This is a genomic window from Sphingopyxis sp. LC81, assembly GCF_000756375.1.
Lineage (GTDB): Bacteria > Pseudomonadota > Alphaproteobacteria > Sphingomonadales > Sphingomonadaceae > Sphingopyxis.
The window spans coordinates 68,046-79,592 of the sequence record NZ_JNFD01000014.1; the positions used below are offsets into that span (position 1 = coordinate 68,046).

General features: G+C 65.6%; 13 protein-coding genes. All 13 read right to left on the bottom strand.

The window, feature by feature from the left end:
- Positions 1-16 precede the first annotated feature (16 nt).
- Complete coding sequence (locus tag FG91_RS07840; protein WP_037513880.1) at positions 17-451, bottom strand: PilZ domain-containing protein; 435 nt, start codon at positions 449-451, stop codon at positions 17-19.
- Positions 452-864: 413 nt separating this feature from the next.
- A complete protein-coding gene (locus FG91_RS07845) occupies positions 865-1,413 on the bottom strand; it encodes a hypothetical protein (RefSeq protein ID WP_037513881.1) in 549 nt (182 codons plus the stop codon).
- A 270-nt stretch (positions 1,414-1,683) separates the two neighbouring features.
- The gene (locus tag FG91_RS20935; protein WP_052187402.1) at positions 1,684-2,223 is read right to left on the bottom strand and encodes a hypothetical protein; all 540 of its coding nucleotides are present in this window, start codon (positions 2,221-2,223) and stop codon (positions 1,684-1,686) included.
- A gap of 193 nt (positions 2,224-2,416) precedes the next feature.
- Positions 2,417-3,259, bottom strand: coding sequence for a glycine zipper 2TM domain-containing protein (locus FG91_RS07855; protein ID WP_037513883.1), 843 nt, complete (start codon positions 3,257-3,259; stop codon positions 2,417-2,419).
- Between the two features lie 116 nt (positions 3,260-3,375).
- Positions 3,376-3,864 carry a GAF domain-containing protein gene (locus tag FG91_RS07860; RefSeq protein WP_037513884.1) on the bottom strand — a complete coding sequence of 163 codons (489 nt, stop codon included), beginning with the start codon at positions 3,862-3,864 and terminating at the stop codon, positions 3,376-3,378.
- A complete protein-coding gene (locus tag FG91_RS07865; protein WP_037513886.1) occupies positions 3,864-6,023 on the bottom strand; it encodes a prolyl oligopeptidase family serine peptidase in 2,160 nt (719 codons plus the stop codon). Before FG91_RS07865 ends, FG91_RS07860 begins: the two co-directional genes overlap by 1 nt.
- A gap of 213 nt (positions 6,024-6,236) precedes the next feature.
- Complete coding sequence (gene rplQ / locus FG91_RS07870) at positions 6,237-6,659, bottom strand: 50S ribosomal protein L17 (protein ID WP_037513887.1); 423 nt, start codon at positions 6,657-6,659, stop codon at positions 6,237-6,239.
- Between the two features lie 113 nt (positions 6,660-6,772).
- Positions 6,773-7,831 carry a DNA-directed RNA polymerase subunit alpha gene (locus tag FG91_RS07875; protein ID WP_037513888.1) on the bottom strand — a complete coding sequence of 353 codons (1,059 nt, stop codon included), beginning with the start codon at positions 7,829-7,831 and terminating at the stop codon, positions 6,773-6,775.
- 100 nt (positions 7,832-7,931) lie between these two features.
- Complete coding sequence (gene rpsK, locus FG91_RS07880; RefSeq protein ID WP_003040416.1) at positions 7,932-8,321, bottom strand: 30S ribosomal protein S11; 390 nt, start codon at positions 8,319-8,321, stop codon at positions 7,932-7,934.
- 101 nt (positions 8,322-8,422) lie between these two features.
- A complete protein-coding gene (gene rpsM / locus FG91_RS07885; protein WP_037513891.1) occupies positions 8,423-8,791 on the bottom strand; it encodes a 30S ribosomal protein S13 in 369 nt (122 codons plus the stop codon).
- A gap of 199 nt (positions 8,792-8,990) precedes the next feature.
- Entirely contained in the window at positions 8,991-9,782 is a 792-nt protein-coding gene (locus tag FG91_RS07890; RefSeq protein WP_037513892.1) for an inositol monophosphatase family protein, read from the bottom strand.
- An 11-nt stretch (positions 9,783-9,793) separates the two neighbouring features.
- Positions 9,794-11,137 (bottom strand): TldD/PmbA family protein, encoded by a 1,344-nt coding sequence (locus tag FG91_RS07895; RefSeq protein WP_037513895.1) that lies wholly within the window; start codon positions 11,135-11,137, stop codon positions 9,794-9,796.
- Positions 11,138-11,188: 51 nt separating this feature from the next.
- Positions 11,189-11,509 (bottom strand): hypothetical protein, encoded by a 321-nt coding sequence (locus tag FG91_RS07900; RefSeq protein WP_235211977.1) that lies wholly within the window; start codon positions 11,507-11,509, stop codon positions 11,189-11,191.
- Positions 11,510-11,547: the final 38 nt, after the last annotated feature.

An 11,547-nucleotide genomic window follows, 5' to 3' on the forward strand; every position in this document is an offset into this window, starting at 1 on the left:
CCAAAACGGCCCTTCTTCAGCGCTTGGTGCCGAAATGTCCGGGCAGGCTGGTGGCGCGCGACAGCCCCGGCCGCCAGGTCGTGAGTTGCGGCGCGGGGACGATCTGGAAATCGGCCTTGCTGTCCGCGGCGACGAGCTGATCGCCATGTGCGGCGCGCAGGCGAACGGTTTCGACCGGCTTGTCGGTTTCGATCCCGAATCGGGTGCCCGCGACCCAGCGCACCGTGCCGAGCATCGCTTCGTGGCCGGGCAGGAAGACGGTGATCCGTTCACCGATCTGGAGGATATGCGGCCCCTGGCCGCCGACGCCGGTCAGCGAAACATTACGGATGGTAACGTCGAACTGGCCCAGCCGCTGACAGGCAAGCGCCGCCTTGACCAGCCGCGACTGGCGTGGCTGGCGCTTTTCATCAGGGGCCGGTGAGGCAGGGGAAGCCTCGGGATTCGACATGCGCGACTCAACAACTGCCGTCCGATTCCCACCTCGGACGGTGATTTGATTGGTCCCGGTACGAGTTCTAAATGAGGAAGGTAAATTTTCGTATATCGTGTTTGACAATTTTCACGAATTATTCGGCCGGTGCGTAGGTCTCCTAATATCGCGACGCGCTCGGCCGCCGGCCGAAGGCACTGAAACGTCAAAGAAATTATCGTGGACTATCGCTTGGAAAGGCGAGCGTCCTTTCTGGGTCTACCGGAACGACCCGACTTTCGGGGCGGCCGGCGCGGCGCCCATGGATGCGACGGGCCTTAACTGGCGTTCCGCGGCACTCGCGCCCGAAGCGGCCGGCGCGCGTATCGGGCGCAACAAAAGGCCCGCCGGTGCCGGGACACGGGCGGGCCGATTGGTCAGGGGCGAAGGGGTTAGCCGAGGCCTGAGAAGCGGATGTCCTGGACGCGGCCATAACGCACCTCGCAAGTGAACTTGCCCTTGTCGTAATAGCCGCCACGGCCCCAGCGGTCGCCATAGCCGTCGCGCACGATGACGCGGCCCTTGACGCGGTAACCGTCGCGCTTGCGATCGATGCTGGTGACCTCGGTCACGTCGGTCCGGCCATAGCGGCGGCTGCCGCGCTCGACGGCGCCGACGCACTGGCTGACCGCGCGGCGGCTGTTCCCATAGCGATTATAGTCATAGCCATAGCCGTAGCGCGGGTCGTCATAGCGGCCGGGATAACGGTCGTCGTAACGGCCATCATAGCGGCGGTCGTATCGGTCGTAGCGGTCGTTGTCGCCGCTCGACAGGATTGCGGCGAGGCCGCCGATCACGACGGCGCCGGCGATGATTTCGCCCGCGCTGATTCCGTCGCGGTCATAACGATCGCGCGCGGCCGCGGGGGCGGCGCTCACGAGCATCGCGCCGGCGGTGGCCGCACCAATTGCGGCCTTGGTCAGGGTGGTCTTGATAGCCATGGTTCGGTCTCCTTAAGCGCAGGCGGCAGCTTCGCGGCCTGTTGGAGACGGTTTACCGGTGTGGCTGTGACAGGGCGCTGAACCCTCCGCTTATCTGGGGTTCAGACTTGGTTTTGCTGGCGTTCATAAAAAATCCTCCCTGTCGCGCAGCGATGGGGAGGGGGACCGTTCGCCGTAGGCGAATGGTGGAGGGGGAGGCGCCCTGACCCCTCCGTCAGCGCTTCGCGCTGCCACCTCCCCATGCCTTCGGCACAGGGAGGATCGAAAAGATTACCCGAAATTGACGTCGACAACGCGGCCGTTGCGGTAGCTGCAGCCAAAGCTGCTCACCTCGCCGCCGAGGCGCGAGGCGGTGCCGGTGACGTACCAGCCGCCATTGTTCGGTTCGGTGCCGGTGATGCTATCGACGCGGGCGTCGTCGCCCATCTCGCCTTCGACCGCCCAGCTGCAGGCATCGGCGGCGCGGCCTTCGGCTTCGCCGCGGCCATAGGCGCCGGGGGTGACGTCGTTCTGCGCCTCGGGTTCGTAGCGCGGCACCTCCTGCCGCTGGTCGTCGCCGCGATAGGGCGGCTCGTAACGATAATCGGGCGCGCGCTCGCGCTTGTTCTTGCTCACCGAGCTCGCGATGGCGGCGATCGTGCCGATGACGAGCAGCCCGCCGAGCACGTCGCCGGTGCTGATATTGTCGCGGTCGCGATAACCCCAGCCACCATGATGATGGCGCCCGCGCGCTTCGGCGGGCACGGCGCCGAGGCCGACCGAGGTCAGGACGATCGCCGCTGCGGTGGTGAAGCCGGTCAATTTACGCATCGAGGGACGCTCCCCTTCGGCGGGCTCAGGATGGTCCAGCCCGAATGTCACCGCCCTACGCGCGCGATGCTTTCGCGCCGCTGAACCGTGGCTGCCGCGCGGCAAGCCGAGTCCCTTTATGGAATAGGCCCGCCATCCGGGAGGACGACGGGCCTTAGGACCAGTTATAGGTGACCAGACCTGTTCCTGGGTATCAGCAGACGCAGCGCGGAGTGGCCTTGGGTCTCGGCTTCCACTTTTTCTTCGCGACATAGCGTTTCCGAACCGGTACGTTTTCATAATAGGTGCGCGTCGACGTTTCGACCCTTTCGGTCACGACGGGCGCGCCGTTAATGATCGTCGTGACGACGACGCCGGGCGAGTAATAGCCGTAACCATAGCCGTAGCCATTGTGCTGGTAAGTCGTCGCATAGCCACCGGGGTAGGTGCCGCCAGGATAATAGCCGCCCTGATAATGGCCACCCTGGTAACGGGCGCTGCGGCTCGACCACCATTCGTCGCATTTCTTCTTGTCGGCTGCGCTGCCGATCGCGCTGCCCGCCAGCGCGCCAAGCCCGCCGCCGATCAGCGTGCCCGCGGTACGGTCGCCGCGTCCGGCTATGCGGTTGCCGGCGATGCCCCCCACGAGCCCGCCGACAACCGCGCCGCCCACTGTGCCCCCCCGGCCACAGCGGCGTTCCATCTCTTCGTCGTAACGGGCGTCATACCCGCCGTGATAACGGGGGTCGTAAGCGGGCGGCGGCGGATAGCCGGCGCCGTGGCCCTCGATCGTGCCTTCATAACGGCCTTCGTAGCGGCGGCCGTCGGATGTTTCGTACGTGCCGTCCCATGTGCCGGTCCAGCGGCCCTCGGCGTCATAGGTGCCATTGACGTGGCGATAATCGACTTCGCTCGGCACGCGATCGGGATAGCCGGTGTAAACACGGGTATCGGGATCGGCGGGAACGCCATAGTCGAGCGCGGGCTGTTCGGCGCGCGTATGGCTCGCCAGCAACAACGACCCTGCGGCCATTCCCAACAACACGAACGTGCGCATGACTTACTCCCTGTTCCCTCGGCCCAGACCGATTGGTTAACAGTTTGTTAGCAAAATTGGCGCCTTTTCGCGAATCCGTTAACCGTGACTTATCTGTCCCGATTTGGGGCGGGGTTTCAGGCCGCGAGCGCGGCCGCAATGCGCGCGACGAGCGCTTCGGCGCCCGCCTGGTCGGCGGCGGTGAAGCGTTCGGGGGTGGGGCTGTCGAGGTCGAGCACGCCGACGAGGTGGTCGTTCGCGATCACCGGCACGACGAGCTCGCTGCGGCTGTCGGCGTCGCACGCGATATGGCCGGGAAAGGCGTGGACATCGTCGACGCGCTGCGTCGCGCGCAGCCGCGCGGCGGCGCCGCACACCCCTTTGTCGAGCGGAATACGGATGCACGCCGCCTTGCCCTGGAACGGGCCGAGCACGAGTTCCTGCCCGTCGAAGCGATAGAAACCGGCCCAGTTGAGGTCGGGGATCGCCTGCCAGATGAGCGCCGCGACATTCGCCATATTGGCGATGCCGTCGGGCTCGCCCGCGACGAGCGCGGCGGCGGCGTCGCCCGCCTCGGCCCAGCGTTCGGCGGGATCGGTCGCGGTGAAGGCGAGGGCATAGGACATTATTCGACGCTCAGCCCGGTCCACTTCGCCGCGAAGGCATATTTGTCGGCCGCCTCGGCGATGATCTTGTCGGTCGGCTTGCCCGACCCGTGGCCGGCGCGCGTTTCGACACGGATCAGATGCGGCTTGTCGCCCGCCTTCGCATGCTGGAGCGCGGCGGTATATTTGAAGCTGTGTCCTGGGACGACGCGGTCGTCGGTGTCGGCGGTCGTCACCAGCACGGCCGGATAGGCGGTGCCGTCCTTGATATTATGGTACGGCGAATAGGCGAGCAGATTCTTGAAATCGCCCTCCTTCGACGGATAGCCATAATCGTCGACCCAATAGCGGCCAGCGGTGAAGCGGTCGAAGCGCAGCATGTCCATCACGCCGACCGCGGGCAGCGCCGCGGCGAACAAATCGGGGCGCTGGTTGGTCACCGCGCCGACGAGCAGCCCGCCGTTCGACCCGCCCTCGATCGCGATCTGGCCCTTGCCCGCGATGCCTTCGGCGATCAGATATTCGCCCGCGGCGATGAAGTCGTCGAAGACATTCTGCTTCTTGTCGAGCCGGCCGGCGTCGTGCCACGCCTTGCCATATTCGCCGCCACCGCGCAGATTGGCGATCGCGAGGACGCCGCCCTTGTCGACCCAGGCGAGCTTGGTCGGCGAAAAGCCGGGGGTCATCGAAACGTTGAAGCCGCCATAGCCATAGAGCAGCGTCGGCGATCCCTTGCTGCGGTCGAGGCCCTTTTTCATCACGAGGAACATCGGCACTTCTGTGCCGTCCTTCGACTTGTAAAAACGCTGCTCGACGCTGAAGTCGGCGGGTTTGAAGGTCAGCTTCGGTTCCGCGAAAATCTCGCTCTTCCCCGTTGCGGTGTCGAAGCGGTAGATCGTCGTCGGCCGCGCGTAGCTCGAGAAGCTGTAGAAGGTTTCGGGATCGCTCGACTTGCCGCCGAAGCCCGTCGCGGCGCCGATGTCGGCGAGCTTGATGTTGGCGATCGGCTTGCCGTCGAGCGCGACCATCCGTGCCTCCGACTTCGCATCGCCAAGGTAGGAGAGGATCAGGCGATTGCCGACGCGCGAGGCGCCGACCAGCGTCGCCTCATTCTCGCCGACCAGCTGCGTCAGCGCGGCGGGCTTCCTGATGTCCATCGACACGATGCGTCCGCGCGGCGCGCCCTTGTTGGTGACGAAGGTAAAGTGCGGACCCTCGTTGGTCACATATTCCCAGTTGTTCGCGAAATCGTCGACGAGCGTGATCGGCTTGGCACCACGCTTGCCGAGCGGATGGAGCGTCAGGCCATAGCGTTCGTCGGTCCCTTCGGACGAGATGACGAGCAGATATTGGCCATCGTCGGTGACGACGGCACTGTTGTTGAGCTTGGGCTTGTCGGGCGTCGCGTGGATCAGCACGTCGGCGCTCTGCGGCGTGCCGAGCTTGTGGAAATAGACGCTGTGATTTTCGTTCAATGACTGGAACGCCTCGCCCTCTTCGGGCTCGGGGAAACGCGAATAATAAAAGCCGCTGCCGTCCTTCGCCCAGTCGAGCGCCGAAAATTTGACCCAGCGCACCTCGTCGGACAGATCCTGCCCGGTCGCGACATCCTTGACGCGCACGATGCGCCAGTCGGTGCCGCCGTCCTGCACCGAATAGAGGAGATGCTTGCCATCCTCCGACGGGTTCCACTCGCCGAGCGCGGTCGCGCCATCCTTTGCCCACGCGTTGGGATCGATCAGCACGCGCCCTTCGCCCTTCAGCCCTTCGCGGACATAGAGCACCGACTGTGGCTGCAGCCCGTCGTTGCGACTGTAGAAATAGCGCGTCCCGGCCTTGGTCGGCAGTCCGAAGCGCTCGTAATTGTAAAGCTCGGTCATCCGCTCCTTGAAGCTGTCGCGGCCGGGCAGCGTGTCCAGATAGGTGTCGGTGACCTTGTTCTGCGCCGCGACCCAGTCGGCGACCTTCGGATTGACGCGCACGTCGTCCTCGAGCCAGCGATAGGGGTCGGCGACGTCGACGCCGAACTGCGGATCGACCGTGTCGCCGCGCGGGGTGTCGGGATAGGTCAATGCCTTGGCCGTCGCCGATGTTGCCGCGGCATCGGCCGCCGCAGCTGCGCCCGGGAACATCGTCAGGGCAACCAGCGCCAGCGGCGTGGACAGGGCTTTACGGGACATGGCAAGGCGATCCTCATTTTCTGGGGGGAAATTATCGTGCGCCGATATGTAAGCATCGGCAAGGGGCGGGCAAGGGAGAATTAAACGGATGCCTTGGCGCAATCCCGGCAAGGAGGATGCCCGAATGCGACCGATGCCAGCCGTCGACCCCAAAGAAAAAGGGCGGCTGTCCAACCGGACGCCGCCCTTGATCTGTTAGCGAAGACGCGAAGCTCAGGCTTCGGCGAGTTCCTCGTCATACTGTTCGACCGGACCCGAATCCTGGCCCTTGGCATCGACGTCGCGGTCGACGAATTCGATGATCGCCATCGGCGCCGCGTCCGAGGCGCGGATGCCGGCCTTGATCACGCGGGTGTAGCCGCCGTTGCGGTCCTTGTAGCGCTCGGCCAGGACGTCGAACAGCTTCTTGAGCTGCGTGTCGTCGAGCAGGCGGCTGTTCGCGAGGCGACGGTTGGCAAGGCCACCGCGCTTGGCGAGCGTCACCAGCTTTTCGATATAGGGACGCAGTTCCTTCGCCTTGGCGACGGTCGTCGTGATCTGCTCATGCTTGATGAGCGAAGCCGACATGTTGCGGAACAGGGCCGTGCGATGCGCGCTCGTGCGCTGAAGCTTCCGGCCACCCGATTTATGACGCATAATTCTTTCCTTCGTTCGTTAAGGGCCCGTGTGAGGTAGCCCAGACCAGGTCGATTGCGGGCCGACCCATTCCCGGTGTGATGACGCCCCGGCGAACCGGGGCGCTATCTCGATTAGCCCAGCAGCTCTTGTTCGAGCTTCTTGGCCATTTCTTCGATGTTCTCCGGCGGCCAGCCGGGGATATCCATGCCGAGGCGCAGGCCCATCGACGACAGCACTTCCTTGATTTCGTTCAAGGACTTGCGGCCGAAGTTCGGCGTGCGGAGCATTTCGGCTTCGGTCTTCTGAACGAGATCACCGATATAGATGATGTTGTCGTTCTTGAGGCAGTTCGCCGAGCGGACCGACAGTTCGAGCTCGTCGACCTTCTTGAGAAGGAAGCGGTTGAGCTGGTTGACGTCCGACTCGTCGGCGGTGGTCGGCGAAGCCGCCATGCCGATGAGGCCGCTGTCGTTCATCGCTTCTTCGAAGTGGACGAAGACCTGGAGCTGGTCCTGGAGGATGCGCGCGGCGTAAGCGACGGCGTCTTCCGGGGTGACCGTGCCGTCGGTTTCGACGGTCAGGTTCAGCTTGTCATAGTCCAGTTCCTGGCCGATGCGGGCATTGTCGACCTTGTAGGCGACCTGGCGCACGGGCGAGTAGAGCGAGTCGACCGGGATCAGGCCGATCGGCGCATCGATCGGACGGTTGGCGGTCGCGGGGACATAACCCTTGCCGGTGTCGGCAACGAGTTCCATGTTCAGCGTCGCACCGTCGTCGAGGTGGCAGATGACGTGGTTCGGGTTCATCACCTTGATGTCACCCGACACCATGATGTCGCCGGCCTTGACGGTCGCGGGACCGGTCGCCGAAAGCTGGAGCCGCTTCGGGCCTTCGCCTTCCATCTTGAGTGCGATCTGCTTGACGTTGAGGACGATGTCGGTGACGTCTTCACGCACGCCGGCCAGGCTCGAGAATTCGTGGAGCACATTCTCGATCTTGATCGACGTGATAGCCGCACCCTGGAGCGACGAGAGCAAAACGCGGCGCAGCGCGTTGCCGAGCGTCAGGCCAAAGCCGCGCTCGAGCGGTTCGGCGACGAAGGTCGCCTTGCGCTTGCCGTCGCTGCCAGCCTTGATTTCCAGGTTGCTGGGCTTCTTCAATTCCTGCCAGTTCCGGATATTGACAGTCATGGATTTCCCTTTGCTTTGGGCGGGACGGGCGGGGGTCGGCCACCTGTCCAGCGAGGAGTTTTGTACGGGCGGCGCCCCGGCGGAGCGCGCCCGAAAGACGTCAGACGCGGCGGCGCTTGGCCGGGCGGACGCCATTGTGCGGGATCGGCGTCACGTCGCGGATCGACGTGATGTGGAACCCGACGGCCTGCAGCGCGCGGAGAGCCGATTCACGGCCCGCACCGGGGCCCTTGACTTCGACTTCCAGCGTACGGACGCCATGTTCGGCGGCCTTCTTGCCGGCGTCTTCGGCGCAAACCTGCGCCGCATAGGGGGTCGACTTGCGGCTTCCCTTGAAGCCCATCATGCCGGCGCTCGACCAGGCAATCGCATTGCCCTGTGCGTCGGTGATGGTGATCATCGTGTTGTTGAAGGTCGCGTTGACGTGGGCGACGCCCGACGAGATGTTTTTGCGTTCGCGCCGACGAAGACGCTGCGGTTCACGAGCCATGATGTATTCCTAACCTAATCCTGAATGGCCGGTGGCGGGCGATGCGCCGCTGCCCCGGCAGGGGAAATAAGGAAGCGCGCCCGGATGGACGCGCTCAAACCTTATTTCTTCTTACCGGCGATCGCCTTGGCCTTGCCCTTGCGGGTGCGCGCATTGGTGTGCGTGCGCTGGCCACGGACCGGAAGGCCCTTGCGATGACGCAGGCCGCGATAGCAGGCGAGGTCCATCAGGCGCTTGATGTTCATCGCCGTGTTGCGGCGAAGATCACCCTCGACCGTGTGGTCGGCGTCGAGCGTTTCGCGGATCTGCAGGATTTCGGCATCCGAAAGATCCTGAACGCGACGCGTGTGGTCGATGCCCAGCTTGTTGGCGATGTCGACAGCGCTCTTGCGACCGATGCCGTGGATGTAGGTGAGCGCGATGATTACGCGCTTGTTGGTGGGCAAGTTGACGCCCGCAATACGTGCCATTGGTAACTTTCTCCTGCTCCACAGGGCCGTAGGCAATCGGCCCCATCTCAAAGCGTCTGATTTTCCAACGCAAAAAACGGACCACGATGCGCGCATGGCGCTTCGCCGTCCGGTCAGGCTGTCGGAATGGACGCGCAACTAAGGTGAGTCGGGCCGATTGTCAAGCGAAGTGCGGTGGTTTGAGGCTGTGGATTACCGCTCAGGACGGCGATGTAAGGGCGACCGCGCGATCGTGCAAGCGGTCGACGACGGCGGCATGGATTCCCGGCGCGCAGGCAATGACGCCGAAGGCTTGCGCGCGCGGCGTGTTGAAACGCAAGGGCGCGCCGAACGCGTCGGTAACCGTCGCGCCCGCCTCGCTGGCGATCAGCGCCGCGGCGGCGACGTCCCATTCGAACCCCCAGCGTAGCGTCGCGACCAGATCGGCGCGGTCGTCGGCGACGAGCGCCATGCGCAGCGCGATGCTGTTCGGCTTGGTGACGATGACCAGGTCGCTGTCGACCTTGGGCAGCGCGTCGGCGGGGACGCGCGAACCCGCAAACTGTGTGCGCCGGCTGGCGTGCAATGTTTCGCCGTTGAGCAGCGCGCCCTGCCCCTTTTGCGCCACCCATAATTCGTCGAGCGCGGGGGCATAGAGGATACCGAACTCGGGGGTGCCGTCGATCACGAGCGCAACCGACACGCACCAGCCCGGCCGGCCGCGGATGAAGTCGCGGGTGCCGTCGATCGGGTCGACGCACCACATTGCGCGGCACGACAGGCGGGCTTCATTGTCGGCGGTCTCTTCGGACAGCCACCCCGCCTCGGGCACCATCGCGCCGAGCACCGCCTTCAGCCGCGCATCGACCGCCAGATCGACGTCGCTGACCGGATTGTCATGCGACTTGTTCCAGACATTGACCGCTTGTCCCTCGCCGCGCCAGCGTGCCATCGCCATGTCGCCGACTTCGCGCGTCGCGGCGATCGCGGCTTCGAGGTTGCGGCCGGGCATCGGCGCGGGGCCTAGCTCGACGCGACGGTCATGCCGTCGATGCGCAGCGTCGGCGCGTTGGTGCCATGGCGGAATTCGAGGTCGTTCGCGGGGATCAGCGCGGCGAACATGTCGATCAGATTGCCCGCGATCGTGAATTCGGCGATCGGTCCGGCGATCGCGCCATCCTTGATCAGGAAACCCGACGCGCCGCGGCTGTAATCGCCGGTCACGGGGTTGACGCCATGGCCGATCAGTTCGGTGATATAGACGCCATCGGCGATGCCCGCCATCAGCGCCGCGGGCGTTACACTGCCCGCCGCAAGGTGCAGGTTGCTCGCGCCGACCCCCGAAGCGCCGCCGCCGCGGCTCGCATGGCCGGTCGGGGTCAGGCCGAGCTGCTTCGCCGATGCCGTGTCGAGCAGCCAGCCGGTGATCTTGCCATCGGTGACGATATCGCGCGCCGCGGTCGGCAGGCCCTCGCCGTCGAAGGCGCGACTGCGTAGGCCGCGCGCGCGGTGCGGCTCGTCGCGGATGATAATGCTGTTGTCGAACAGCGCCCGATCTTCCTTGCCGAGCAGGAAGCTGGTGCCGCGCGCGATCGCGGGTCCGGCGATCGCGCCGAGCAGATGGCCGACGATGCCGCCGCTGACGCGCGGATCGAGCAGTACGGGCAGCTTGCCGTTCGGCGCCTTGCCGGGGTTCAGCCGCGCGACGGCGCGCGTACCGGCGCGGTTGCCGATGTCCGCGGCGCTTTCGAGGTCCGACAGATGGTGCGCGCTGTGCCAGCCATAGTCGCGCTGCATGTTCGCGCCTTCGCCCGCGATGACGCTCGCCGACAGGCTGTGGCCGCTCGACCCGTAACCGCCGGCAAAGCCGTGGCTGGTGGCGAGCGCGAAGCGCGTGCGGCTGTGGCTCGCGCTGCCGCCCTCGCTGTTGGTGACGCCGGCGACGGCGCGTGCGGCTTCCTCGACCGCAAGGGCCGCTTCGCGCAGCGCGGCGGGGTCGGCTTCGCTATCATCGTCGAGGTCGAAATCGGGGATCGGCCCCTTGAACAGCAATTCTTCGGGCGCGAGCCCGGCATAGGGATCCTCGGGTGCCTCGCGTGCCATCGCGACGCAGCGTTCGACCAGCTTGGCGAGTTCGCCCGCGTCCATGTCGGCGGTCGACACGCTCGCGCTGCGCTGGCCGACGAAGACGCGGAGTGAAATATCCTGCCCCTCCGACCGCTCGACATCCTCGAGCGCGCCGAGCCGCATCGAGACCGAAGTCGCGGCGTTGCAGTAATAAAGTGCGTCGGCGGCGTCTGCGCCGGCCTTGGTCGCGGCGTCGCACAGCATCTGTGCGCGGTCGAGGGCTTCGGAAACGGTCAGCATCCCCGCGCCCTATACGGCGCGCGGGCCAGCGTCAAACCCGGCCAGGACGGCTCATTTGATGATCGCGGCGATCGCGTCGGTGGCGGCCATCGCGCCGCTGGTCCACAAGAAGGGCAGCGTGATGGCTGCGACCCACAGGCGGCGGACGTCGCGCCGGAAGCGCGCGTGCAGGCCCCAACTCGCGAGCGCCTGACGGCTGAGGCGATACCAGTGCCGTTCGGTCGAGCGCGCGACGGGTAGCGCGAGCGCGAGCAGCATGACGAGCGCGACGACAATGAATGCGGACGGCGCCCCGGCGGAGACCGCGCTCATCACGAGCCAGATCTGCAAGGCGGCAAAAGCGAGGAGGGCGGCGGCGGCATGCCACGTCATTCGGCGACCCAGACTCCGTGCCGGCGGCACGCTAACGG

Bases quoted from the DNA above. Each gene is read 5' to 3' on its own strand.
- FG91_RS07890 (WP_037513892.1), bottom strand. From the start codon at position 9,782: ATGCCCGGCCGCAACCTCGAAGCCGCGATCGCCGCGACGCGCGAAGTC.
- FG91_RS07895 (WP_037513895.1), bottom strand. From the start codon at position 11,137: ATGCTGACCGTTTCCGAAGCCCTCGACCGCGCACAGATGCTGTGCGAC.
- FG91_RS07855 (WP_037513883.1), bottom strand. From the start codon at position 3,259: ATGCGCACGTTCGTGTTGTTGGGAATGGCCGCAGGGTCGTTGTTGCTG.
- FG91_RS20935 (WP_052187402.1), bottom strand. From the start codon at position 2,223: ATGCGTAAATTGACCGGCTTCACCACCGCAGCGGCGATCGTCCTGACC.
- rpsM (WP_037513891.1), bottom strand. From the start codon at position 8,791: ATGGCACGTATTGCGGGCGTCAACTTGCCCACCAACAAGCGCGTAATC.
- rplQ (WP_037513887.1), bottom strand. From the start codon at position 6,659: ATGCGTCATAAATCGGGTGGCCGGAAGCTTCAGCGCACGAGCGCGCAT.
- FG91_RS07840 (WP_037513880.1), bottom strand. From the start codon at position 451: ATGTCGAATCCCGAGGCTTCCCCTGCCTCACCGGCCCCTGATGAAAAG.
- FG91_RS07845 (WP_037513881.1), bottom strand. From the start codon at position 1,413: ATGGCTATCAAGACCACCCTGACCAAGGCCGCAATTGGTGCGGCCACC.
- FG91_RS07875 (WP_037513888.1), bottom strand. From the start codon at position 7,831: ATGACTGTCAATATCCGGAACTGGCAGGAATTGAAGAAGCCCAGCAAC.
- FG91_RS07860 (WP_037513884.1), bottom strand. From the start codon at position 3,864: ATGTCCTATGCCCTCGCCTTCACCGCGACCGATCCCGCCGAACGCTGG.
- rpsK (WP_003040416.1), bottom strand. From the start codon at position 8,321: ATGGCTCGTGAACCGCAGCGTCTTCGTCGGCGCGAACGCAAAAACATC.
- FG91_RS07865 (WP_037513886.1), bottom strand. From the start codon at position 6,023: ATGTCCCGTAAAGCCCTGTCCACGCCGCTGGCGCTGGTTGCCCTGACG.
- FG91_RS07900 (WP_235211977.1), bottom strand. From the start codon at position 11,509: ATGACGTGGCATGCCGCCGCCGCCCTCCTCGCTTTTGCCGCCTTGCAG.